The sequence below is a fragment of the Devosia sp. A16 genome (assembly GCF_001402915.1).
Lineage (GTDB): Bacteria > Pseudomonadota > Alphaproteobacteria > Rhizobiales > Devosiaceae > Devosia_A.
In genome coordinates, this window is sequence record NZ_CP012945.1 from 1421210 (window position 1) to 1445613 (window position 24404).

The window sequence follows — 24404 nt, forward strand, 5'->3', positions numbered from 1 at the left end:
CCCCCTTGCGGGGAGGGGACAGGGGTGGGGGTCCACAGTCACCAGCGGTGACTATTGAACGCCGCGACGCGCCTTAAAGAGCCCCGAATCCCGCTAACCCCACCTCGCGCGCCGAAGCATCGAGCTGCGCCAGTGTCGCCGCATCGACCGGCACACCCTCCACAAGCCGCTTGGCCCTCGTTTCGAGTTCCGGCATGCCCGGCAGCTTGACGCTGCCGCCGCCCTGGTTCTCCGACAGCACCCAGCCCAGCACCGCCTCCATCTCGGTGGCGAACGGCCCTGCCGTCCCCAGTCGCTCCGGCGAAACGATCACCGAGAACATCGAGTTGATCACCGCGCCGCTGCCGTCCTTCTGGTGCTGCGTCGGGGCGCCGACAAGCGCCGCGCCCAGCAGCTCGCAGGCCAGCATCAGGCCCCAGCCCTTGTGCTCGCCGAACGTCGTCAGCGACCCCGGCGGGGTGTCGAACAGCGCACCGGGGTTGATCGTCGGTTTGCCCTGGTTGTCGAGCAGCGCGCCCGGCGGCAGCTCCACGCTCTTGTTATACGCCACCCGCACCTTGCCGGCGGCGAGCTTTGAGGTGGCGAAATCCACCACCACCGGCGGCGCCCCGTCGCGCGGGAAGGCCGCAGCGAACGGGTTGGTGCCCAGCCGCGACCGCGTACCGCCGAACGGCGCGACGATGGCGCCGGCGACGACGTTGACGAAATGGATCGACACCATGCCCGCCGCCGCACACTGCTCGGCCCAGTGCCCGATGCGCCCGATATGATGGCTGTTGCGCAGGCTGACGATGGCACTGCCTTCGTCCTTGGCGCGAGCGATCCCCAGCGCCATCGCATCATGCGCCATCACCTGCCCGGCGCCCTGTCCTGCGTCGCAGATCAGCATGGCGCCGGTATCGACCGCCACCTTGAGGTTCTGGTTCATCACCATGCCGCCGGACTTCACGCCGTTGATATACATCGGCACCACGCCCACGCCGTGCGAATCGTGGCCGCGCAGGTTCGCCTCCACCAGGTGCTCGGCAATCAGTTGCGCTTCCCGCGGCTCCGACCCGGCAGCGCGAAAAACACTGACCGTGCTTGCCTGCAGCCGGTCCCGGGGGACGAGATGCATCTTGGTCTCAGACATTCGATTTTCCTTGAGGAGTTCGGCTTGCACCGCCGGTGACGGTGATGACGGTGTAGCCCGCGGCAGACGAAGCGGCCATAGGACTCTAGGCCGGTCGGCGCACCCCCGGCTGTGACGACACGGCACGCCAGTCCGCCACCGGGTCGAGCGGGTAGATGGGCCGCGGCACCCGCTGCCACGGCAGCGTCAACACGTCCGACTGCCCGGGCCCGCGCGTATCGACGCGGATCACCCGCGCGGTCAGCGGGGCGAAATACTGGAAGTTGGAAGCGGTCTTCAGCACTGCGATCTTGTAGTCGCGCGGGTTCACCCCCATCGCCTCGTAGAGCTGCGGCAGGTTGCCGGCGAGCCCACGCAGCTCGGTGATCATCATGGTGATCGGCCCCACGTCGAAGATGACCGCCTGGCCGAGATCGACCTCGTTCTGGTGGCTGTCGGTGATCTGGATGACCCCGCCGCCGACAGTTCGCACCGTCCCTGTCACCTCGATCGGGGAGAAGAAGGCCGGCGCCGCGTCGCCACCCAGCAACAGCGTTACCTGGGCGCCCTCGCCGGCCTCGCTCAGCGCCTTCGCGGCGCCCGGCGAGATCAGCGGCACCAGGGCGCGGCTCCTGATCTTCAGCCGGATCATCGCCTCGAGGATCAGGTTGCTGTCGCCGGCCGAGCCGCCGAATACCGTGTCACCGGTATCGGACAGCACCACGATGCCCCTTGGCTCGGCATCGGCCATGCGCACCGCGTCATCGACCGACACCGCTTCGCGCACCTGGAAGTCGTCGCGCAGCGACCAGCAGAGGTCGGCTAACTCATCTGCCAGTTGCTCGGCCAGCGCCTGGTCGTTGTCGGTAACGACGATGGTCGACCAGCCGCCTTCGGCCACATCCAGCCAGGGCTGCATCGGATAGTTCGACGCCTGCAACACCCGCGGGTCGGCTTCCATGGCCCGCGCCCGATCGAACCAGCGCTTCATCGGCCCTTTCGAGGTGAGAAACTGCTCCTGGTGCGACACCAGCGGGATCTTCCGCCACGCCGTGGTCGGCTTGAGCTTCCCGGTGATGATCCTCAGCAGCAGTTCGGTGCCGATCACCCCGGTATCGAAGGTGTCATGCGGCTGCGTCCGATGCCCGACGATGGCGTCGACGCTGTCGACCATCTTCTGCGTCACGTTGGCGTGGTGATCGAGCCCGAGAACAATCGGCACATCCGGCCCGAGCATCTGCCGGCAGAGCGCCGCCTGCTCGCCTTCGACATCGTCGATGCCCTCGGCGGCGCAGGCGCCATGCAGCTGCAGCGCCAGCCCGTCGATCGGCCCCTCAGCCAGCGCCGCCGCGAGCCCCTCGCGTATCCGTCGGTCGAAATACTCGTAGGAGGCCCGGTCGATCCGCCCGCCGGCCACGGCCCAGGCGCGAATGATCGGCACGATCTCGATGTCGAGACCGGACTCCTCGATCGCCTTCAGGAAACCGCCGACCTGGCCGAGCCCGTTGAGCTTCTCGACGATGTCGTGCCCCTCATAGATCCCGAACGCCTCGTAATCGGCCATCGTGGTGAGGACCGGATTGAAGTCGTTGGTTTCCTGGGCGACGTGAATGAGGGCAATACGCAAGGCAATCTCCGGCAACGTCACCCATCCCGCCACCTGCATACTGGCGGTGCCCAAAATTGAGTCAATGACGACAAGTTTCGCCACAGGGAACAAGGGGGACTATCGAACGTAGGAGCGGTGGCAGGCGGTGGTGCATAACGTCGGCCACAGTGGCTTTCCCCTCATCCGGCGCTACGCGCCACCTTCTCCCCGACGGGGAGAAGAATCCGGACAGTGCAGCGATCGCTCTTGTTCCTCTCCCGTCGGGGAGAGGCTGGATCGGCCGAAGGCCGAGACGGGTGAGGGGTTGGCTGGAACAGTGCCCATCTGGACCGCGCTTAGTGCTGCCCGCTGAGATGTATCGAAATCCGCCTGGCCGCACCCTTCAGCGCATCGGCTGCCACCATGGTGAGTTCCGGCTTCATCCGCCGCTCCGGGGCCGAGAGACTCATCGCTGCCACCGGATAGCCGGTGCGATCGAGGATCGGCACGCCGATGCACATCAACCCATCCTCGTTCTCGCCTACCTCGATGGCGTAGCCGCGCCGGCGCACGTCGTCGACCTGCCGCCTGAGCTTGTCGGCATCGGTCAGCGTGTTGATGGTCCGCGGCGGCAACTCGCTGCTGAGCGCCCGGGCATCGGCATCGGGCAGGAACGCCATCATGGCCTTGCCCAGCGACGTCGAATGCGCCGGATGCCGGTGGCCGATCCGCGCGTTGGCGCGCAACGGCCGGCCGGGCTCCAGCATGTCGATATAGACCACCTCGTTATCCGACAGCACGGCGAGGTTCACCGTCTCGTGGAAGGTCTCCATCAGGGTGCGCATCTCGGGCTGCGCGATATCGCGCAAACCCTGCAGCTCCTGGTCGACCCGCGCCAGCGCGCGGAACTTGCTGCCCACGCCATAGCGGTCGCGCTTCAGGTCGTGTTCGAGGAACTCGGCCGCCGACAGCGTCTGCAGGTAGCGGAACACCGTGGTCTTGGGCAGCCTCAGTTCCTGCACCGTCTCGGTCAGCGTCACGTCGTGCCCCTGCCGCGCCACGTAATCCAGCACCTGCAGAGCCTTCATCACGGGAAGAACGATATAGTCGCCACCAGACTTGCCCATCGCCATGTCCTCGGTTGATCGGTCAGAAGAACGTCTTCAATGCGCCGGTGACGCCATAATCCTCGTCGACCAGCACCAGCATCTGCCACTTGTCGAAGGTCGTGCACGGGTGCCCGATGCCGAACGCCACCATGTCGCCCGCCTCGAGCGGGCTGTCGGTGGGCGTCGTCATGTGGCAGTGCTGGTCGTTGAGCGCCACCACGGTATGCCCCGCCGGCATCGTCTCGGGCTTCGTCATCGAGCCCGGCCGGAACCAGCGCAGCGGCACCGGCATGCCGGCATCGAAGCTGATGTCGCGCTTGCCCATGGTCAGCACGGTGCGCCCGTCCTCGGGCCGGGACTGCACGTAGGCCCAGACTTCCAGCGCCGCCTCGAGCCGCCCCTGCGGCAGTTGCAGCGAAGTATCGCTGATGATCCGCTCGAACGCCGCGGCATAGGAGATCGAGTCGTGCGTCAGGTAGCAGCCCGAGCGCAGCACCTTCACCACCGGCCGCGCAAACGCCACCTGATTGAAGCGGGTGCCGACCCGGTCGAAGAAGGCCGAACCGCCGGCGCTCACCACCACCGGCTGGCCGTCGCGGAACAGCCCCTCGGCGAGCGCACTGACGGCCAGCGCCGCCACGTCGTCGATCAGCCCGTCGGCGGCTTCCGGCGTCGGCAACAGGCCCTCGAAACACTCGAAGCCACCCAGCACCAGCCCCGGCGTCGCGGCGACGACCCGCGCCACTTCCATCGCCTGCTCGCGGGTCCTGGCGCCGGTACGGCCACCGAGGAAACCGATCTCGACCAGGACGCGCAGCGGGTTGCCCTTGGGCGGTGGGTTGCGCCTCGCGCCCTCGGCGAGAAGCTTCAGCCCCGCCAGCCCGTCGGCGAGGCAATAGAGTTCGAACCCGTCGCCCTGCAGCGCGCGGAAGCAGGCGTCGATCGCCTGATCGCCCACCGGCTGGTTGGCGATCAGCACGCGTTTCACCCCGAAGCGCACGCAGACGCTGAGCTGCTGCACCGTGGCGACGGTGATGGCCCAGGCGCCATCGGCCACCTGCAGGTCGAACAGCGCCGGCGACATCGTGGTCTTGCCGTGCGGTGCGATCACCAGGTCGTTGGCGGCGGTGAAGGCGCTCATCCACTGGCTGTTGGCGCGCACCACCTCCTGCCGGATCACCGCCAGCGGCAAGGGCATGTCGCCCCTGAGCACGTTCCAGCCCTGCCGGCCGATTTCCCCTACCGTCAGTTGAGGGGCGTCGAAGGGCAACCCCTTGGTCAGCGGGTCGAGCGGCTGGCGATCGAGGGAACTGAGGTCGAGACGGGGAATCAGAGCCATGGGTGGGGGTCCAGCGGATAGATGGGACGGCGAAGCTTGGTGTAGGCGATCTTTGCGGGATCGCTCGGAAACGGCCCGCCGCTATCGAGATAGTGGATGTTCGCCGCGATTTTGGAGAAAGCGGCATGGAAGTGGTTCGACGATTTCACCACCACGACCTTCTTGCTCGCGAGGTCGATGCCCAGGTTGGTGAAGGCGGGCGGACTGAAGGTCTGCGACCGCCCGGTGGCGAGCACGATATCGAGGTTGCCGATGCTGATGGCAGCCGCCGGCCCGAGCGAGACCCAGCTCTGCTCGAACGGGATCAGCAGGTTGTCCGACACGCCCTTGACCACCACGTCGGCATCGACGGGGTGGCCCGAGCTCTCCGATACCTTGCCGCAGAAGCGCAGCCGGATCGCCGCACCGACGCCGGCCGCCCGGCAGAACTGCACAGCGACCGGATCCCACAGCGCCCCGATGGCCGAGGGGATTTCCGGGTGCGCCAGGAGCGCGTCGATCATCACCGAGGAATCCCCGGCGACGCCGCCGCCCGGATTGTCCCAGCGATCGGCGAAGACAATCGGCTGCCCCGGCTCGCGCAACGCCTGCTGGATCGCCTCCTCGGGCTTGTAGTGGTAGGGACCCGCAGCGCCCGCCGGCCAGCCGAGGATTTCGCGCCCCAATCGTTCCGCCAATTCCCCGGCCTTGGCCCGGTTGGCTTCGCCATCGGCCAGCACGAATACCTTGCAGCCGACATCTGCGACATCGGCCGGCGTGAAGCCGTGCGTCACCGAGATGGAGAGGATGCCGTCCTTGCCTTCGAGCGCCATCAGCCTGTCGACGAAACTGCGCCCCGGCTCGCGGCTGGTCATGAACGCCGCGCTGAGCGTACGCATGTCGAACACCTCGATCACCGGCGCGATCTCGCCGCGCGCCGTGCGGAGGCAAAGCTCCACCAGATCCTCGGCACGCGCTAGGAAATCGGTGTGCGGGAACTCCTTGAACGCCACCAGCACGTCGGCATTGTCGACCTTCTGCTGCGTCAGATGGTGGTGCATGTCGAGCTCGGCGCCGATCACCACGTCCGGCCCGACAATGGTCCGGGTGCGCGCCAGGAGGTCGCCCTCGCAGTCGTCATAACCGCGCGCCACCATGGCCCCATGCAGGCCATAGAGCACGATATCCACGGGCATCGCCGCCTTGAGCTGATCGAGGATTTCGTCGCGCAGGCTCTCGTAGCCGGTTTGCGAGACCAGCCCCGCCGGCTCGCCCCAGGTCGCGGTGCCCTCGATCAGCGTGAAGCCGTCGGTCTTGGCGCGACGCCGCGCCGCCACTATCGGGGCCGAGCATAGGGTCGGTGTGTCGGGATGCGTGCCGGGCGGGCAGTAGAAGGCCTGCTCGAACGCGCTGCGATCGACGAACAGCGGCGAGAACGTATTCGTTTCGGTGGCCAGCGACGCTACAAAGACCCGCAACCCGTCCGCTCCCTGCCTCCATCCTATATGATGGAACGACCTTTCGTCGGCTGATACGAATGTAAAGATGTTGGCAGCCAAGCTGTCAACTCTGCCGACGTCACATCCTGACGAAAAGCTGGTTAACTGCTTGCGCCGTGCCGGCTCTCATGTCTTATTGCCGCGGTAGCCGCCACCCGGCAGCATGTTCTACCATGTGGAACCACCCGCGAGAGACCGTGCCAATGCCCAGAACCAGTACCCTCGACGACGCGCAGACCAGTCCGCCCGCCGCCGAAGCCCGGATCCAGTCCGTGGCGCGGGCCAAGGCGCTGCTCGACGCCATGGCCGGCGGCGACTGGGTATCGTTGCGCGACCTGGCGGCGCGAACCGGCCTCGCCAAGACGACGGCGTTCAACCTGGTCAGCGCGCTGGTCGATGTCGGCCTCACCGAACGCGACGCCAAGGCCGGCGCCTATCGGCTGAGCCTGCAGCACCTGGTCTACGGCAAGGCCGTCGAACGTCGGCTGGATATCGCCGCAATCGCCCGCCCGCATCTGATCCGCCTCTGCGCCACGACGCGCGAGACGGTGAACCTGGCGCTGCCCGGCCCAACCGACGCGGTGATCGTCGAAAGTCTCGAGGGCAGCCAGTCGCTGCGCGTCTCCTCCTATTCGGGCACCCGTGCGGCCTATCACTCCACCGCCTGCGGCCGGGCGCTGCTCGCCCACCAGCCGCTCAACTTCCGCAAGATCATCTATTCGGTGGGCAACCTGCCCGCCGCCACGTCGCGCACCATCACCGACCCCGAGGCGCTCGAAGCCGTCCTCGAGCGCTGCCGCACCGTCGGCTGGGCCACCGAGTTCGAAGAAAACGAGATGGGCAGCGCCTGCGTCGCGGCGCCGATCTTCGGCCCCGGCGGCGACGCCATCGCCGCCGTCAGCATTGCCGGCCCGTCCGCCCGCTACGAGCCCGAGAACATCGAACGGCTGGGCAAGCTCCTCGTCGCCAGCCTCGCCGAGATCACCGCCGAAATGACCCAGCACGCGCCGCATCCGAGCCTCAGCAAATGACCAAGCCTCGCATTCTTCTCGCCGGCCTGTTCCACGAGACCCACACCTTCGTCGACGAGATCACCGGGCTCGACGCCTTCACCATCAACCGCGGCGCCGCGGTGACGGGGCGGCGCGGCGACGGCTCGACCATCGACGGCTTTCTCGAGGTCGCCGAAGCCGAGGGCTGGGAAGTGGTGCCGGTGGCCGACTTCTCGGCGCTCCCCTCGGGTACGGCTGACCACGCGGCGTTCGAGCTGTTCTGGAGCGAGCTGCAGGCCGGGCTCGAAGCGGCGCTCGCCAATGGCGGGCTCGACGGCATCTGGCTGGCGCTGCACGGCGCCATGGTCACCACCGAGAGCGTCGACCCCGAAGGCGAGTTGCTGGCGCGCATCCGCAAGATTCCGGGCGCCGAGACGCTGCCGCTGTTCGGCGTGTTCGATCTCCACGCCACCTTCACCGCCGCCATGGCGGCGAACGCCAACGGCCTCGTTGCCTATCGCGAGAACCCGCATACCGACGCCAACGAGTCGGCCATCCGCTCGGCGCAACTGCTTGCCCGCGCGCTGCGTGAGGGCGTGCTGCCGCACATGATCGCCCGCAACGCGCCGATCATCTGGGCTCCGACCGGCGTCGGCACCGCCGACCGCCCGATGCGCGATCTCGAAGCGCTGGCGCGCCAGATCGAAGCGGAGAACCCGGAAATCTGGACCGTCAACGTCGTCGCCGGCTATTCCTTCTCCGATATCCCCGATGCCGGCGTCGCCTTCTCGGTCACCACCACCGGCAGCGATGCCGACGCCAAAGCCGCCCTCGACCGGCTCGAAACCCTCGCCATCGAGTTGCGCGATCTCGGCATTCCCAGCGAATGGGATCTCGACGCTGCGCTCAGCGAAGTGAAGACTCTCCCCGGTGGCCCCTATGTCATCGTCGAGCCTTCCGACAATATCGGCGGCGGCGCGCCCGGCGACTGCACCCCGGTGCTGCGCGGCTTCCTCCGCCACGGCATCACCAATGCCGCCGTCGCCATTGCCGATCCCGCCGCGGTTCGCGCCCTCGAGGGAGCCAAACCGGGCGAGAGGCGCACCCTGTCGATCGGCGGCAAGGGCAGCCGGCTCGATCCCGGCCCGGTGGAACTCGAAGTCAGCTTCATCAGCCGCTCCGACGGCGCCTTCACTCTCGAGGATCGCAACAGTCACCTCGCCGCCATGCAGGGCATCCACTATGAGATGGGTCCCTCGGCGGTAGTCGAGGCCAACGGCATCAAGATCCTCCTGTCGAGCCGCAAGACCCCGCCCTTTGACCTTGGCCAGTTCCGCTCGCAGGGCATCATTCCGGAGGAGCTGTCGGTGATCGGCGTCAAGGCTGCCGTCGCGCATCGCCGCGCCTACGACAAGATCGCCAAGGGTAGCTACACCGTCACGACCCCCGGGCCGTGCACCAGTGCCCTCAAGACCCTCCCCTATCGGCGTCTCAGGAAGCCCGTCTTCCCGATCAGCTGACCTATTCGGAGAATCATCCATGATCGAATACCCCAGTGCGCCGGACACCCCGCGTTCGCACCTGCCGTTCAGCCCCGCCACCAAGGTTGGCGACCTGATTTTCGTCTCCGGTCAGGCCTCGGTCGATGCGACCGGCAAGATCGTTTCGGACAGTTTCGAGGGCGAGATGCGCCGTTCGATCGAGAACCTGCGCAAGGTGCTCGAGGATGCCGGAAGCGACCTCGCCCATGTGGTGCAGACCCGCAACTACGTCCGCGACGATGCGGACCTGGCGCTCTACAACCGCATCTACCCGGAATATTTCCAGGCGCCGTTCCCGGCCCGCACCACCATCACCAATTGCCTCGGTGCGGCGCTGCGCTACGAGATCGACTGCATTGCGGTCACCAAGAACAGCAAAGCATAACTGCCGGCTTTATCGGCTTTCCGCCCATTTTTTCGCCTCGCGAAACCGGCGGCCATTTACAACTTTCAGGCCCTAGGGCCACTTGGACCAGAAGAATTGAGGAGTCCTGCGTTGACCGTTACATCCCCCGCCGCCCCCGCGGCTGCTTCAGCGTCGCGCCCGCTCAGCTTCGATAAATCCGTCGAGGCGATCCGCAGCAACTCGCAGTGGATCTCCGGCGGCGTGAACAGCAATTTCCGCCTCAACATCTCGCCCACCCCGCTGGTGTTCGAGCGTGGCGAAGGCGCCTATCTGTACGACGTCGATGGCAACAAGCTGATCGACTACTATCTCGGCATGGGGCCGATGATCCTCGGCCACAAGCCGCAGGCGCTGGTCGATGCGGTGAAGTCGCAGATCGACAACGGCATCCTGTTCGCCGGCCAGACCGCCATCGAAGCCGAGGCCGCCCGCCTCGTCTGCGAGCTGGTGCCGTCGGCCGAGCGCATGCGCTTCGGCTCCTCTGGCTCCGAGGTTGACCAGGCGGCGATGCGCCTCGCCCGTGCCGCCACCGGCCGCACCAGGATCCTGAAGTTCGAAGGCCACTATCATGGCTGGTTCGACAACGTGCTGTGGTCGACCGCTCCGGCCCTCGACGCGGCCGGCCCGGCCGATGCGCCGACCCCGGTGATCGGCTCCAAGGGCCAACTCAAGGACACGGCCGACACGCTGGTCGTCCTGCCCTGGAACAATCTCGAGCTGCTCGAGGCGCGGCTGGCCCAGGGCGATATCGCGGCCGTCATCATGGAAGCGGCGATGTGCAACCAGGGTGCCGTCCACCCGCTGGCCGGCTACCTCGAAGGCGTGCGCGAGGCCTGCACCAGGACCGGAACCATCCTCATCTTCGACGAAGTCATCACCGGCTTCCGCCTCGCCCCGGGCGGCGCGCAGGAACTGTTCGGCGTTACCCCCGATCTCTCGACCTTCGGCAAGGCCATCGCCAACGGCTTCCCGGTGGCGGCCATTGCCGGCCGCGCCGACCTGATGGACATGTTCACTTCCGGCGGCGTCGTCCATGGCGGCACCTATAACGCCCAGCCGATCGCCATGGCGGCGACCGCTGCCACGCTGAAGTCGCTGACCCCGGCGCTTTACAAGAAGATCGGCGTCTCCGGCACGGCGCTGCAGGAAGGCTTTAGGGAGATCTTCGCCTCGGCCGGCGTCACCGCCTCGGTGGTCGGCTTCCCGCAGGTCTTCCACGTCGCCCTCGGGCTCGACAAACCGGCCCGCGATTTCCGCGACCTCGCCAGGATGAATCGCCCTGCCTACATCGCGCTCACCACCGCGCTGATGTACCGCGGCGTCCGCGCCCTCGAACGCGGCGCCTGGTTCCTCTCCAGCGAACACGATGCCGGCGTGATCAACGACACCCTGGATGCGATGCGGGACGCGGTGCGCGAGCTGAAGGCCAAGGGGACGCTGTAGTTCCACATGACTGGGGCCGGTGGTTGCCGACCCCCACCCCTGTCCCCTCCCCGCAAGGGGGAGGGAGACCCTCCCACTGACATCGCGGTTCTGGCGTCTCCCTCCCCCTTGCGGGGAGGGATCAAGGGTGGGGGTCAGCCCGCACCGGCCTATCGATGGCTCCAGCCCCACCTCCAATCCTCTTCATTACCCATCCGACTGCCATCTCGCGCTAAGCCGTGTGCTCGACTAGGATTGGCGCCATGACCGACGACAATGAAGGCCGGGTCCCGCTGGACCTCACCGCGCTGCTGCAGACGGCGCGCCCTCGCAATGCGCCGCGTGTCCGCCGCCCCGAGATTACGCTGCATCAGCTGCGGATCTTCTGGGCCGTGGCGCATTCGGAAACGCTGACCCGCGCAGCCAAGCAGCTGGGCCTCGCCCAGCCCTCGCTGTCGCAGCAGCTCTCCAAGCTCGAGAGCACCGTCGGCACGCAGCTGTTCCGCCGCCATTCCAACGAGATGACGCTCACCGAGGCCGGCACCTACCTGTTGCCCAAGGCCGAGCAGATCCTGCGCAACATGCAGGATCTCGAAGATGGGCTCGGCCAGTTCAGCGGCGGCCAGCGCGTCACCGTGCGGCTTGCCGGCATCAACTCGGTGCTGCGCGTCGTGTTGCCCGGTGCCCTGACCAGCACCCAGGCGAAGTTCCCCGACATCGATTTCGACATCCAGGAGAGCGCTCCCGCCGATATCCTCGAAATGCTCTATGGCCGCCGCGTCAGCATCGGCCTGCTGGCCGCCAACTCGGTGGCGGAAGCGAGCGTCGGTTTCCTGCAGGTGCCGCTCATCGAAGACCCCTACGTGCTGGTCGTGCCCGAGCAGCTGAAGCTCGACGGCATCACCGATCCGCGCGAGCTGGCGCCATCGGATCGAGCCATGCTCGAGCGCTCCATCCAGTTCATCTTCGGTACTCAGCACGCCAAGCGGGTCGCCGACTGGTACGACCAGATGCTGCCCGAGCATCGGGTCGTCGCGCAGTGCCGCAGCTTCGAGGTGGCCATCGGGCTGGTTCGGGCGGGCTCCGGCATCTGCCTCGCACCGGCGCTGTCCACCGTCAGCGGCGGCACTTCGCTCGATGGCGTCCGGCTCTACCGCATCGCTGCCGATGCTCGCCGCATCGTCGCGCTGGTCGCCTCGCAATACCGTCGTCAGGAGCCCTATGCGACCCTGATCGATGCGCTGCAGGCCGCCGGCGAGACGCTCGCCATTCCGGATATCCGCCCCACGCCGCCCTTCCTCGACCGCCCCTCTCTCTCCGAATTCTAACCAATAGGCCATATCTATCAACATGATAGAGTGCGAGGCCGGGCATTCTCCCTAAACTCCTCTTTGCGGCAACCAAGCCGTGAATCGTGAGGAGAACTTCAATGAAGTCCTGGAAGAAGCCCAAGCTGGTCGAAGTGCCGGTGAGCATGGAAATCAACATGTACGCTTGCGCGACGCGCAAGTAATCACGTCGATCCTGCCGCGGGGACGGGCCTCATGCTCAGCATAATTGTCCTGGGAACCGCGGCGGGTGGCGGGGTGCCGCAATGGAATTGCGGCTGCGACAACTGTCAGGCCGCCCGCACCAGCCACGCCGAGCTCCGGGCCACGCAGGCCTCGATCGCCATCAGCACCGACCGGTCGAACTGGTTCCTGATCAACGCCTCGCCGGACCTGCGCCAGCAGCTCACCGAGACCCCGGCCCTCCACCCGCGCACCCTGCGCCACAGCCCTGTCGCCGGGGTGATTCTCTCCAACGGCGAAGTCGACGCCATCGCCGGTCTCCTGACGCTGCGCGAGGGCGCCGCGTTCAACCTCTACGGGCACCGGCGGGTCCTGGATCTGCTCGACGCCAACCCCATCTTCAATGTGCTGAAACGCCAGCTCGTGCCGCGCCGTCCGATCGAGGCCGATACCGCGTTCGAACCGCAACTGCCCGATGGCACGCCGTCCGGCCTCGAGATCCTGCCCTTCGTCGCGCCCGGCAAGGCCGCGCTGTTCGTCGAGGACACCAGCGCCAATGAAGATGGCGACACCCTCGGCTTCGTCATTCGCGACCAGGCGAGCGGCGAGAGCTTCGTCTTCCTCGCCGCCTGCGCCGCGCTGACCCCCGAGGTCGAGACCTACCTGCGCGGCGCGAAACTGGTGTTCTTCGACGGCACGCTGTTCACCGACGACGAGATGATCCGCCAGGGCCTCAGCCAGAAGACCGGCCGGCGCATGGGCCACATGGCCATGGTGGCGGCCATGCCCGCCCTCGAAGCCCTCGGGATCGAGCGAAAAATCTTCCTGCACATCAACAATTCCAACCCCGCTTTGATGCCCGGCGCAGCCGAGCGGCAGGCGGTGAAACAGGCCGGCTGGCAGATTCCGGCCGATGGGATGGAGATCACGTTATGACTGCACTCACGGCCTTCTCGGTGCCGGCCGACGCGCCGCTCGATACGCCCGAGCAGCTCGAGGAACAGCTGCGCTTCATCGGCGCAACCCGCTACCACAGCCTCCACCCGTTCCACGGCCTGCTGCATGGCGGCAAGCTCAGCAAGGGCCAGGTGCAGGCCTGGGCCCTCAACCGCTACTATTATCAGTCGACCATTCCGATCAAAGACGCGGTGGTGATCTCCCGCTTCCGCGATCGCGACACCCGCATCGAATGGCGCCACCGCATTTCCGACCATGATGGCGATATCGGCACCGAGGGCGGCATCGAGCGTTGGATCAAGCTGACCGAGGGGCTTGGCCTCGACACCGCATATGTCGAAAGCGCCGAGGGGATTCTCCCGGCCACGCGCTTCGCCGTCGAAGCCTATGTGCACTTCGTACGCGAGAAATCGCCGCTCGAGGCCATCGCTTCCTCCCTCACCGAGCTGTTCGCGCCGAACCTGCATGAGGAGCGCATCTCGGGCATGCTGAAGCACTACGTCTTCGTGAACCCCGAGGTGATGAGCTATTTCAGCCGGCGCCTTACCCAGGCGCCACGCGATTCCGAGTTCGCCCTGAACTATGTGAAGCAGCACGCGAAAACGCCTTACGACCGCCAGTTGGTCTGCAACGCACTGATCTTCAAGACCAATGTGCTCTGGGTACAGCTCGACGCCCTCTACCACGCCTATGTCGAGGGCCACGTGCCGCCCGGCGCTTTCGTCCCGGCGGCGCCATGAGCACCGCCACCGCCCCCGCTGCCCGGCGCCGCCTGATCGTTGCCGAGGACAGTATCCCCACGCTCGCCCGTGGCACCCGGCTGCGCTACGACGAGGCGCGCCAGCGCTGGGTGCTGCTGGTGCCCGAGCGCGTCATGGCCCCCGACGAGATCGCCGTCGAAATCCTGCAGCTCTGCGATGGCCAGCGCAGCGTCGCTGAGATCATCGACCAGTTGGCCGAGGCCTATGCCGCGCCGCGCGACGAAATCGGCGCCGACGTCATCGCCATGTTGCAGGACCTCGCCGGCTCCGGCTTCGTCGTCGAGGCCCGGAGGGCCACGCCATGAGCCCGACTCTCCTCGACACCAGCCCGGTCTTTGCCGATCCGACCGATGGCCTTGCCATCCTCGAAGAGAAGTCGGTGGCCGAGAGCTACGGCATTCCGCTCGCCGTGCTGCTCGAGCTCACCCATCGCTGTCCGCTGCAATGCGGCTACTGCTCCAATCCCATCGAGATGGAGCGCGCCGGGAACGAACTCACCACCGACGAGTGGAAAAAGGTGCTGACTGAACTCGCCGAGATCGGCGTGCTGCAGGTGCATTTCTCCGGCGGCGAACCGACCGTGCGCAAGGACCTCGCCGAGCTGATCCAGCACGCCAGCGACCTCGGGCTTTATTCCAACCTCATCACCTCGGCGGTGCTGCTGAGCCGCGAAAAACTCGCGGCGCTGGCCGATGCCGGGCTCTGCCACATCCAGATCAGCTTTCAGGGGAACGAACCCGAGCTCGCCAATCGCATTGCCGGCTTCAAGGGGCATTCTAGGAAATTGGAAGCCGCCGGCTGGGCCCGCGAACTCGGCCTGCCGCTCACCGTCAACGCGGTGATGCACCGGCAGAACCTCCACCAGCTTCCCGGCATGATCGACATGGCGGTGGCGCTCGATGCCGACCGCATCGAGGTGGCGAACGTCCAGTATTACGGCTGGGCGCTGAAGAACCGCGCCGCGCTGATGCCCACCATCGCCCAGATCGACGAGGCCACCCGCATCGTCGAGGCGGCGTCGGAACGCCTCAGGGGCATTCTCGACATCGACTATGTCGTCCCCGACTATTACGCCGACCGCCCGAAGAAATGCATGGGCGGCTGGGGCCGGCAGTTCTTCAACATCACTCCTGCCGGCAAGGTGCTGCCCTGCCATGCCGCGGAAACCATCACCGAACTCGATTTCGAGAGCGTCCGCTCCAATCACTCGATCGCCTGGATCTGGCAGAACTCCGACGCCTTCAACCGCTATCGCGGCACCGGCTGGATGCCCGAGCCGTGCCAGAGCTGCACTTTCAAGGAACTCGATCTCGGCGGCTGCCGCTGCCAGGCCTTTGCGCTCACCGGCAGCGCCAGTAACACCGACCCCGCCTGCAGCCTGTCGCCGCACCACCACGAGATCTTCAGGACGGCGGAACAGGAGTCCGCTACCGGAACGAACCGCTATATCTACCGCAATTTTGCGGGTGGCACGCTGGAACCGGCGGGTGAGGGAGAGTAACTGCGAGGCACGCTGTCGCCTTGCCACCGGCCGTCATCCCGGCGAAAGCTGGGACCATCTCACAGCCCGAGCCAGCTGATAGCTGGATCCCTGCTTTCGCAGGGATGACATCGAGCGTGTATTCGCAGATCGAGGACCATCCTTCGTGCCGCTGGACGACACCCAACATAGCGCTCCCCTAACCTCCCTCCGGCTCCCCGTCGGCGACGGTCACGAGCTCTACGTCGAAATCATCGGCGCGGCAGACGGCATCCCTGCGGTCTACCTGCATGGCGGCCCCGGCAGCGGCTGCCAGCCGGCGCATCGCCAGCTGTTCGACCCGGGCCGCTTCCGCGCCGTACTGTTCGACCAGCGCGGCGCCGGCCGCTCCACCCCGGCCCGCTCCCGCGAGGCCAACACCACGGCGCACCTGATCGCCGACATGGAGCGGATCCGCATCCATTTCGGCATCGAGCGCTGGCTCGTCGTCGGCGGCTCCTGGGGCGCGACGCTTGCGCTCGCCTATGCCGAGGCGCACCCCGATCGCGTGCTCGGCATCGTGCTGCGCGCCACCTTCCTCGGCACCCGCGCCGAGCTCGAATGGGCGTTCGGCACGGGACTCTCGACCTTCTATCCCCCGCTCTACGAGGACTTTCTAAGTCTGCTCACGCCGGAGGAACGCGTCTCACCGGTCGACAGCTATTTCCGCCGCATCCTCGACCCCGATCCGGCCATCCACGGCCCCGCGGCCCGGGCCTATGGCGACACCGAGCGCATCCTCTCGGAAGTGCGTCCGGCGACGATGCGGCTCGATCTCTCGCCGTCGTCACGCATCCCTGCCACCGCGCTGATGGAAGCCCACTACTTCAGCCATGACAGCTTCATGGCGCCCGATCAGCTCATGGCCAACGCCCACCGCCTCGCCGGCATCCGCGGCATCATCGTCCAGGGCCGCTACGACCACCTCTGCCCACCGCGCACCGCCCACGCCCTGGCCGCGATCTGGACCGATGCGGAGGTGCGGGTGGTAGATGGAGCAGGCCACTCGCTCAGCGACCCGGGGATCATCGAAGCGGTGACAGCGGCGATCCGCAGTTTTGCTTAGCTGTGAACCGGCGGCTCAAAGTGCGTCCCCTCGCCCCTCTGGGGAGAGGGCCAGGGTGAGGGGCGCCAAGCACGCTTCGGCTTCGGCTAGTCTGTTTCGTGGTGGTTCAATTTGGCGCTACAGCACCCACCATCACACCGCAGCTCCGGTGTGCTTGGCTACCCCTCACCCTCACCCCCTCCCCAGAGGGGAGAGGGGACGCGAGACCACCGGCAGTGTGCCATACGCACCTGCCCCTAAAGCCCGAACTTCTCCATCACCGCTTCGACGTCGTCGCGCACGTCCTGCGCGTCGCGGCCGGAGCGCCAGAGATCATCGATCTGCTGCTTCACCGCCGGATCGAGCGCCGCCCAGTTGCGTTCGAACTCCGCCAGCTTGTCGGTCCAGTAGCCGGTGATCGAGTAGCGGGTCGCCGGCCATTTCAGCTCGTGCCGCAGGTACCTGCGGATCGGCCGCACCGCCTTGGCCTCGGACGCCACCCAGACATAGACCGAGCGATTGGTCGGGAAGGTCATCGACCTAACGGCATCCTCGAGCTGGCTCGGCGCGACGCCGTTGCCGGCGCCGTAGAGCCAGACGATCTTCACCTCGGCCCTGCTCTCGAACTGCTGCTCGTGGCTCCCGTCGGGCACCTCGACGATCACCCGCGCCTCGACATGCTCGGGCAGTCCCTCGAGCAATCGCCCCAGGGCCGGCAGCCCGGTGGCGTCGCAGACGAACAGTTGCCAGTCCGCGTCGGTGGGCGCCTCGTAGATGCCATAGGGCTCACGCAGTACGATCTCCTCGCCGGGTGTGGCCGCCTGGGCCCACTCGCTTGCCCGGCCACCCTCATGCACGACGAAATCGAGGTCGATCTCGCCGTCACGGAAATACCGGATGGTGTAGCACTCGCAATGCGCCGGCTTCTTGCCCTCGGGGTATTTCCAGAAGCCCTGAGCGTCGACCTCGGGCAGCACCAGTTCGCCGGTCGCAGGGTCGGGGAAGAACAGCCGGACATACTCGTCGCCGACGCCGGTCGATTTCAGCGCTTCGATGTCGGGACCGCCCAGCGTCACCCGCACCATGCCCGGCGTCACCATCTGCCGGCCAACCACCCTGCCCTTGATCAGCTTCAGCGGCGCCATCGTCAAACCCATCGCTCAAAACAATGGGGACTCCGGTACTAATTATGATGTTTGTAGTCAACTTAAAGGTCTGGGGAGGACCGCGACGGGCGCCACGCCGCCTCCCTCCCCCTTGAGGGGAGGGAATGAGGGAGGGGGGCCATCGGTGATCACCGCACCACCCCCAACCTCTCCCCCTCGAGGGGGAGGGGAGCTTAGATCTTCAGCTCGATCCACACCGGCGCATGGTCGCTCGCCCCATCTTCGCCGCGCACCTCCCGATCGATCCCCGCCTCCCCGAGCTTGCGCACCAGTTGCTTGCTCAGCAGCATGTGGTCGAGCCGCAGCCCGGCGTTCCGCGGCCAGCGGTTCCGCATGTAATCCCAGAAGGTGTAGAGCGTTTCGTCGGGAAACTTCTTCCGCAGCGCGTCGGTCCAGCCCTGCGCCAGCAGCCGTTGGAACTGCTCGCGGCTCTCCGGCTGCACCAGCGCGTTGTCCCGGTACGAGGTAGTGACATAGATGTCGCGCGGCTCAGGCACGATATTGTAATCCCCCGCCAGCACCACCGGCACGCCGCTGTCGAACAGCTCTGCGGCATGCGCAATCAGCCGCTCGCCCCAGCTCAGCTTGTAGTCGAACTTCGGGCCCGGCTGAGGATTGCCGTTGGGCGCATAGATCGAGGCGATCACCACCCCGTTCACCGCCGCCTCGATATAGCGTGCCTGTCTATCCTCGGGGTCGCCCGGCAGTTCCTCGGCCGTCAGTACCGGTTCGACGCCCCTGGCGAGGATGGCGACGCCGTTCCAGCTCGCCTCGCCCCGCCACACTGCCCCGTAGCCGGCATTGGCCAGTGCGGTCGCGGGAAACTGGTGATCCCTCGCCTTCAGCTCCTGCAGGCAAACGACATCGGGCTCGGCCGCGTCGAGCCAGGCCAGCAGGTTATCGAGCCGCCGGTTGACGTTGTTGATGTTGAAGGTGGCGACCTTCAAGGCGCGATGCGCCCGACCCACGCCGTGACGCTGTCGGCCACCGTCTTCAGGTGATCGGCAGTCGAGAACCCCGATATGGCCTTCCGCGGCTTCAGGTCATGATCGCCGTCCTCGAGCCACTTCACCTCGATCTCAGGCGACAGCCCGTAGGTCGCGACCTCGTCCGGCATGCCGAACTCGTCGCGCGTCCCCTGGCAGATCAGCGCCGGGGTCTTGAGCCCGATCAGATGCCTGGTCCTGAGTTGCGTCGGCCGCCCCGGCGGATGAAACGGATAGCCGAGGCAGAGCAGCCCGGCGATCCGCCCGGCCTCGAACTCGGCATCGGCGATCATGCTGGCGACCCGCCCGCCCATCGACTTGCCGCCGATGATCAGCGGCCCGTTGGTCGGGCCAAGATCGTCGATCGCCGCAACATATTCCGGCATTACCGTTTCGGCCTTGGGCGGCGGCTTCTTGCCCGCCTCGGTCCGGCGTCCGGCCATGTAGCCGAACTCGAACCGCGCCACCCGGAAGCCGGCCGCCGCCAGCGCCTTGGTGGTGGCGTTCATCGACGCCGAGTCCATCGGGGCGCCGGCGCCGTGCGCCAGCAAGATCGTCACCCGCGCATCTTCCGGGCCGTCGAAGAGAAAACTGGTCGTCATCAGATACCGCGCTCCACTGCCGCAACGACCCTCGATGTCACTCCCGCCCACCGGGTCATCCCCGCGAAAGCGGGGACCTCAGTTTGCGGCGGTGCGGGTTGCACCAAAACAGAGGTTCCCGCTTTCGCGGGAATGACTCCGTGGAGGATGGCAACCTCACCGAGGTGGAGATTTCCACGCACCCCCGTCGTCATCAGCCCGCCGATTTCCGCATGTGAAGGTCTGCATAGGCGATGCCGCGCGCGGCGGTCTTTGCCCACTCCGACTCCGCGTCGAGTTCGAGATAGCGCCCCCACCAGCGCCGCGCTTCACCGAGGTTCCCCGCGTCATACTCGAGCGTTGCGAGGTTGTAGATCGCATCGGCATAGTCGGGGTCGATCTCGATTGCCGTCTGGAGATGCCGGCGCGCGATACCGATCTTGCCTTCCTCGCGCAGCAATCCGGCATAGTTGAACCAGGCTTCGACGAAATCCGGGTCGCGCCGGATCGCCTGCATGTAGGACGCAGCCGCCTCCGAGGTGTCGTTGGCCGCCTTGAGGCAGTTGCCGCGATTATAGGCCGCCACCGAGTCATTGGGGTCGATCGACAGGCAGTGCCCATAGAGCACCGCCGCCTCGGCAAAAAGCCCAGCCGCCTCCGCCGCCTCGGCCAGCTCGAAATACTGCTCGGACTCGTCCTCCACCGGTTCGAGCGGCAACAGGCGCTGGCCGTCGAGTTCGGCCTTGTCGTTGCCGATCAGGGCGTGGATGCGCTTCGGCCCGCCGGGATGGAGCGACATCGCCGTCAGCGACTGCACCGGTCCGGAGCGATGCACCGAGCGCGCGATGGCGCCCCAGGTCGCGCCACCGGCCAAGAGCCCGGCATATTTGCGGGACAGGATCAGGTCACGGAACGAGAACGGTTCCGCGTCATGCTCGAACGCATCGAACAGCGCCAGGAGGTCGAAGGCCCGAGCGTCGAGCTTGCTCTGTTCGAGCAGCGACTGCCGGCTGAGGTTCGATTGCTCGGGGGCGCTCAACAGGCCCAGCCAGCGCAGAAAGCCGTTCTCGCTGATCAGCGAGGCGTCGGTTTCGCGCAAGGCCGCGACCTTCAATTCGATCTCGGCGTCCGACAGCCTGTCGAGCAATGTCCGCCCCAGCACCAGCGTGCCGGTATGGCGGGTCAGGCCACGCCGCAACCGGCTGCCCTTGCTCCCCATCGCCCGCGCCGCCAGCCGTCGCGGAAACGCACTGAGCGCTCCCACGATACCGATGGTGCTGTCCGGTTTCCGCATCAGGTGATTCTACAGCTTTGTATGGGTGATCCGCCAGCCCGGTGTGCTTGGCTGCCCCTCACCCTGACCCTCTCCCCAGAGGGGCGAGGGGACGCTGGGGGCACCAGCCGTGCCACAACGCCCCCTCGCCCCTTTGGGGAGAGGGCTGGGGTGAGGGGCGCCAAGCGCACCGATCAGGCCTTCTTCTTCGCCGCCGGCTTTGCTGCCGCCGCTTTCGACGCCGCCACGGCTTCCTTCAGCGTCGGCTTCTTCGCCGCCGGCTTCTCGGCCGGTTCGGCCTTGGCCTTGCTCGGGGCGGCGGGCTTTGCCTGCCCGAGACTCGCCTTCAGCGCATCCATCAGGTTGATGACGTTGCCGCGCTCCGGCGCCGCCGCGATGATCGGCTTGTGCCCCTTGAGCTTCTCGCGGATCATCGCCATCAGCGCGACTTCGTAGCGATCTTCGTAGTCTTTGGGATTGAAGGGCTTGACCTTCTGCTCGATCAGCTTTTCGGCGAGATCGAGCATTTCCTGATCCGGCTTCACATCCGGAATATTGCCGAAATACTCGGCCGTCCCGCGCACCTCGCTGGGGTTGCGCAGCACGGTGACGAACATGCCGTTCTCGCGCGCTCCGATGGTGATCACCCGCTCGCGGTTGGTCAGCACCAGCCGCGCGATGGCGAGCTTGCCCGATTGCCGCATCGCCTCGCGCAGCACCGCGAAGGTCTCTTCCGCCATCGCTCCGTCCGGCGCCAGGTAATAGGGCGCGTCCTGGTAGATGACGTCCACCTCGTCCTCGTCGACGAAGGCCTCGATGTTCATGGTGTGGTTGGATTCGATCCGCACCGCTTCGAGATCGCTCTCGTCGATGATGATGTACTGCTTGTCCTCGTACTCGTAGCCCTTGACGAGGTCGCTGCGCTCCACCAACCCCAACTCGGGGTCGACCGGCTTCATATTGATCCGGTTGTGGGTGTCCTTGTGCAGCTGGTTGAAGGTGATGCGTTCCGAGGCGCTGGTCGCCGGATACATCTTCACCGGACAGCTGACCAAACTCAGCTTGATATAGCCCTTCCAGCTTGCCCTGGGTGCCACCGTCGCCTCCTACGCGCGCGTACTACGTCCAGCCTTCGATGATGCAGGTAGAGGCCGAGCTGACTCGTTAATCTCGGCCCACGGATCGCCAGACGTGGTTAATAATCCCGGAAGCGTAGAGTAGTTCAAATCCATCGGAGCGTCGATGCTCTCGAGGTCGCGCCAGTCGAGCGGCGTCGAGGCCGGCATGTTGGTGCGCGCGCGCAGCGAGTAGGGCGACACCGCCGTCGCACTGCGGGCATTGCGATGGATATCGATCAGGATGCGGCGCTTGCGGTTCTGCGCCCCGATAGTGGTGACGAACGTATCGGGCGCGGTCTTGGCCATCGTGGCCGCCATCTCGCCGGTCACCGCGTGCACCTGCTTCCAGTTCTGCTTCGGCTCGATCGGCACGACGAGGTGAAGGCCCTTGCCGCCCGAAGTCTTGACGAACGGCACCAGCCCGAAAGCCTCGAGCTCGCCGCGCAGGTGCACCGCCGCTTCCACCACCTCCCGGAATTCGATCCCCTCGCCGGGGTCGAGGTCGAAGGTCACCCGGTCGGGCTTTTCCAAGTGCGTCAGGTGGCTGCCCCAGGCATGGAACTCCACCACCCCGAACTGCGCCAGCGCCAGGTAGCCCTTGGCGTCCTCGATGGTAAGGTAGGTCCTGTCCTCCTCGTCCGAGTTCTGCGTCTCGAACACGTTGATCGAGGGCGGCATGCCCTTGAAAGCATGGCGCTGGAAGAAGCAATCCTTCGGCAGCCCGGTGGGGCAGCGGAACAGCGAGACCGGCCGGTTGAACAGATGCGGCAGCATGAAATCGCCCACCGCCGCATAGTAGACCGCGATGTCGAGCTTGGTCGGGCCGCTCCTGCCGAACAGCCGACGCGTCGGGTTAGTGATCGAGATCGAAGCGAGGTCGGCATCGGTGATCAGCCGCTGCCGTGGTGCCGCCGAGGCGGTGAGCTCGGTCTCGATCAGGCCCTTGAACACCGAGTGACGCAGCAGGTTGTCCGAGGTCCGGTTGGCATAGTGCACCTTGCAGCGCAGTACCGGCTGCACCCAGATGATGTCCCTGGGCGCGCCCTCGAGCTTGAGGCTCGGATCCTGCAACCGCTCCAGGCGGTGCTGCAGCTGCGCCACTATCGCTGCGTCGAACCCGGTGCCGCACTTGCCGCGATATTCGAGCTCGCCATCGACGAATTCGGCCAGCGCCAACGAGGCCAGCCCTTCGGCGGCCGCTGAAACGGTATAGCCCGCTATGACGAAGTCGCCGACTGGCTTGGCCTTCACCTTCACCCAGGTCGAAGTCCTCCCCGACTGGTAGGTCGCGTTGGTGCGCTTCGAGACGATGCCCTCGAGCCCCAGCTCCAAGGCCCGCTCGTAGAGCCCCTCGCCATCGCCCTCGACATGGTCGCTCAACTGGATCGCCGAGCGCCCGCTGATATGCCCGCCCAGCATCTGCGCCAGCAATTGCTTGCGCTCGGTGAGCCCCGCGCCCCTCAGGTCATAGCCGTCGAGATAGAGCAGGTCGAAGGCGTAGAAGTGCAGCTTGCTCCCGGCGCCTTCGGCCAGCGCATCCTGCAGCGCCGAGAAGCGCGAAATGCCCTTTTCGTCCAGCACCACGATCTCGCCGTCGACGATCGCCTGCTTGACCGGCAATTTGGCGAACTCCTTGGGCAGGTCGCCATAGCGCTTGGTCCAGTCGATGCCGCTGCGGGTGATCAGCTTCACCTTGCCGTCGATCACATGAGCGATGGTGCGATAGCCGTCGAACTTGATCTCGTGCAGCCAGTGGCTGGCTTTCGTCTCCTGCGGCGGCTCGGTCGCCGAGGCGGCGAGTTGCGGCTCCACCTGCTCGGGTGGCAGCGCCTTCACCGCCCCATCGACGCTCGCGGCCTTCAGCAGCTTGACCGGCTTCGGCTTCGCAGCCTCCAGCAGCTCTTCGGTGGTCAGCCCCGACTTCACGCTTTCCGGTCGCGCGGTGAGGATATCGGTTTCGGTGTCGACCGCCGGATCGTGCTCCTTGATCAGCAGCCAGTTTTCCTTGTCGTTGTCGCCGGGGCGGCCCTTGAGCCGGGTCAGCATCCAACCGCCCTTCAGCTTTTCTCCCCACAGCCGGAACTTGAAGCCGCCCTTGCTGAGCCCGGTATCGACATCCTCCATCGGCGCCCAGTCGCCGGTATCCCAGACGATCATCGGCCCGCCGCCATACTCGCCTTCGGGGATCACGCCCTCGAAATCGATATATTCGATCGGATGGTCCTCGGTATGCACCGCCAGCCGCTTGTCGGCCGGGTTGAGCGATGGACCACGCGGCACCGCCCAGCTCAGCAGCACCCCATCATGCTCGAGCCGCAGGTCATAGTGATCGGCGGTGGCCGAATGCTTGTGCACGACGAAGCGCGTGCTGCCGGCCGCAACAGCGCCACCGGCGGGCTCCGAGGTTTTGGAGAAGTCACGTTTCCCGCGGTACTTGCTGAGCTTGGTTTCGGCCATGCCGCGACGCTAGAGCATTTCGCGGTTGAGGTGCAGTGGTTTGG

General features: G+C 66.3%; 22 protein-coding genes. 11 read left to right on the forward strand and 11 right to left on the reverse strand.

Annotated features, from left to right (window positions below):
- Window positions 1-73 precede the first annotated feature (73 nt).
- The 5 genes from APS40_RS06880 to APS40_RS06900 form a co-directional block, all read right to left on the reverse strand.
- Window positions 74-1132 (reverse strand): malate/lactate/ureidoglycolate dehydrogenase, encoded by a 1059-nt coding sequence (locus APS40_RS06880; protein ID WP_236884213.1) that lies wholly within the window; start codon window positions 1130-1132, stop codon window positions 74-76.
- An 85-nt stretch (window positions 1133-1217) separates the two neighbouring features.
- On the reverse strand, window positions 1218-2738 hold the full coding sequence (locus APS40_RS06885; RefSeq protein ID WP_236884214.1) for a M81 family metallopeptidase: 1521 nt from the start codon (window positions 2736-2738) through the stop codon (window positions 1218-1220).
- 317 nt (window positions 2739-3055) lie between these two features.
- The gene (locus APS40_RS06890; protein WP_055049584.1) at window positions 3056-3826 is read right to left on the reverse strand and encodes an IclR family transcriptional regulator; all 771 of its coding nucleotides are present in this window, start codon (window positions 3824-3826) and stop codon (window positions 3056-3058) included.
- 22 nt (window positions 3827-3848) lie between these two features.
- On the reverse strand, window positions 3849-5147 hold the full coding sequence (locus APS40_RS06895) for an alanine racemase (protein WP_055046346.1): 1299 nt from the start codon (window positions 5145-5147) through the stop codon (window positions 3849-3851).
- On the reverse strand, window positions 5138-6604 hold the full coding sequence (locus tag APS40_RS06900) for a M81 family metallopeptidase (protein ID WP_055046347.1): 1467 nt from the start codon (window positions 6602-6604) through the stop codon (window positions 5138-5140). The genes APS40_RS06895 and APS40_RS06900 overlap by 10 nt, the downstream gene beginning before the upstream one ends.
- A 224-nt stretch (window positions 6605-6828) precedes the next feature.
- On the opposite strand from APS40_RS06900, the gene APS40_RS06905 reads away from it, so the two are divergent.
- The 11 genes from APS40_RS06905 to pip all read left to right on the forward strand — a co-directional run bounded on the left by APS40_RS06905 (window position 6829) and on the right by pip (window position 16800).
- Window positions 6829-7656, forward strand: coding sequence for an IclR family transcriptional regulator (locus APS40_RS06905; protein WP_055046348.1), 828 nt, complete (start codon window positions 6829-6831; stop codon window positions 7654-7656).
- Entirely contained in the window at window positions 7653-9137 is a 1485-nt protein-coding gene (locus tag APS40_RS06910; RefSeq protein ID WP_055046349.1) for a M81 family metallopeptidase, read from the forward strand. The genes APS40_RS06905 and APS40_RS06910 overlap by 4 nt, the downstream gene beginning before the upstream one ends.
- Window positions 9138-9156: 19 nt before the next feature.
- On the forward strand, window positions 9157-9543 hold the full coding sequence (locus APS40_RS06915) for a RidA family protein (protein ID WP_055046350.1): 387 nt from the start codon (window positions 9157-9159) through the stop codon (window positions 9541-9543).
- A gap of 111 nt (window positions 9544-9654) precedes the next feature.
- Window positions 9655-11007 carry an aspartate aminotransferase family protein gene (locus tag APS40_RS06920; RefSeq protein WP_055046351.1) on the forward strand — a complete coding sequence of 451 codons (1353 nt, stop codon included), beginning with the start codon at window positions 9655-9657 and terminating at the stop codon, window positions 11005-11007.
- 242 nt (window positions 11008-11249) lie between these two features.
- Complete coding sequence (locus tag APS40_RS06925; RefSeq protein ID WP_082434237.1) at window positions 11250-12314, forward strand: LysR family transcriptional regulator; 1065 nt, start codon at window positions 11250-11252, stop codon at window positions 12312-12314.
- Window positions 12315-12415: 101 nt separating this feature from the next.
- Window positions 12416-12499, forward strand: a complete 84-nt coding sequence (pqqA, locus tag APS40_RS06930; RefSeq protein WP_055046352.1) for a pyrroloquinoline quinone precursor peptide PqqA — start codon at window positions 12416-12418, stop codon at window positions 12497-12499.
- A 31-nt stretch (window positions 12500-12530) separates the two neighbouring features.
- The gene (gene pqqB / locus APS40_RS06935) at window positions 12531-13433 is read left to right on the forward strand and encodes a pyrroloquinoline quinone biosynthesis protein PqqB (protein ID WP_055046353.1); all 903 of its coding nucleotides are present in this window, start codon (window positions 12531-12533) and stop codon (window positions 13431-13433) included.
- Entirely contained in the window at window positions 13430-14194 is a 765-nt protein-coding gene (pqqC, locus tag APS40_RS06940) for a pyrroloquinoline-quinone synthase PqqC (protein WP_055046354.1), read from the forward strand. Before pqqB ends, pqqC begins: the two co-directional genes overlap by 4 nt.
- Window positions 14191-14520 (forward strand): pyrroloquinoline quinone biosynthesis peptide chaperone PqqD, encoded by a 330-nt coding sequence (pqqD, locus tag APS40_RS06945; protein WP_055046355.1) that lies wholly within the window; start codon window positions 14191-14193, stop codon window positions 14518-14520. The genes pqqC and pqqD overlap by 4 nt, the downstream gene beginning before the upstream one ends.
- Window positions 14517-15716, forward strand: coding sequence for a pyrroloquinoline quinone biosynthesis protein PqqE (gene pqqE / locus APS40_RS06950; protein ID WP_055046356.1), 1200 nt, complete (start codon window positions 14517-14519; stop codon window positions 15714-15716). The genes pqqD and pqqE overlap by 4 nt, the downstream gene beginning before the upstream one ends.
- 145 nt (window positions 15717-15861) lie before the next feature.
- A complete protein-coding gene (gene pip / locus APS40_RS06955; RefSeq protein ID WP_055046357.1) occupies window positions 15862-16800 on the forward strand; it encodes a prolyl aminopeptidase in 939 nt (312 codons plus the stop codon).
- Window positions 16801-17036: 236 nt separating this feature from the next.
- Here pip and APS40_RS06960 read toward each other — a convergent pair whose 3' ends face one another.
- The 6 genes from APS40_RS06960 to ligD form a co-directional block, all read right to left on the reverse strand.
- Complete coding sequence (locus APS40_RS06960; protein WP_055046358.1) at window positions 17037-17924, reverse strand: siderophore-interacting protein; 888 nt, start codon at window positions 17922-17924, stop codon at window positions 17037-17039.
- A gap of 194 nt (window positions 17925-18118) precedes the next feature.
- The gene (locus tag APS40_RS06965; RefSeq protein ID WP_055049586.1) at window positions 18119-18892 is read right to left on the reverse strand and encodes an exodeoxyribonuclease III; all 774 of its coding nucleotides are present in this window, start codon (window positions 18890-18892) and stop codon (window positions 18119-18121) included.
- Window positions 18889-19533 carry an alpha/beta hydrolase family protein gene (locus APS40_RS06970; RefSeq protein WP_055046359.1) on the reverse strand — a complete coding sequence of 215 codons (645 nt, stop codon included), beginning with the start codon at window positions 19531-19533 and terminating at the stop codon, window positions 18889-18891. The genes APS40_RS06965 and APS40_RS06970 overlap by 4 nt, the downstream gene beginning before the upstream one ends.
- Window positions 19534-19726: 193 nt before the next feature.
- Entirely contained in the window at window positions 19727-20806 is a 1080-nt protein-coding gene (locus tag APS40_RS06980; RefSeq protein WP_055046361.1) for a tetratricopeptide repeat protein, read from the reverse strand.
- A gap of 173 nt (window positions 20807-20979) precedes the next feature.
- The gene (ku, locus tag APS40_RS06985; RefSeq protein WP_055046362.1) at window positions 20980-21882 is read right to left on the reverse strand and encodes a non-homologous end joining protein Ku; all 903 of its coding nucleotides are present in this window, start codon (window positions 21880-21882) and stop codon (window positions 20980-20982) included.
- Between the two features lie 9 nt (window positions 21883-21891).
- On the reverse strand, window positions 21892-24360 hold the full coding sequence (ligD, locus tag APS40_RS06990; RefSeq protein WP_055046363.1) for a DNA ligase D: 2469 nt from the start codon (window positions 24358-24360) through the stop codon (window positions 21892-21894).
- Window positions 24361-24404 lie beyond the last annotated feature (44 nt).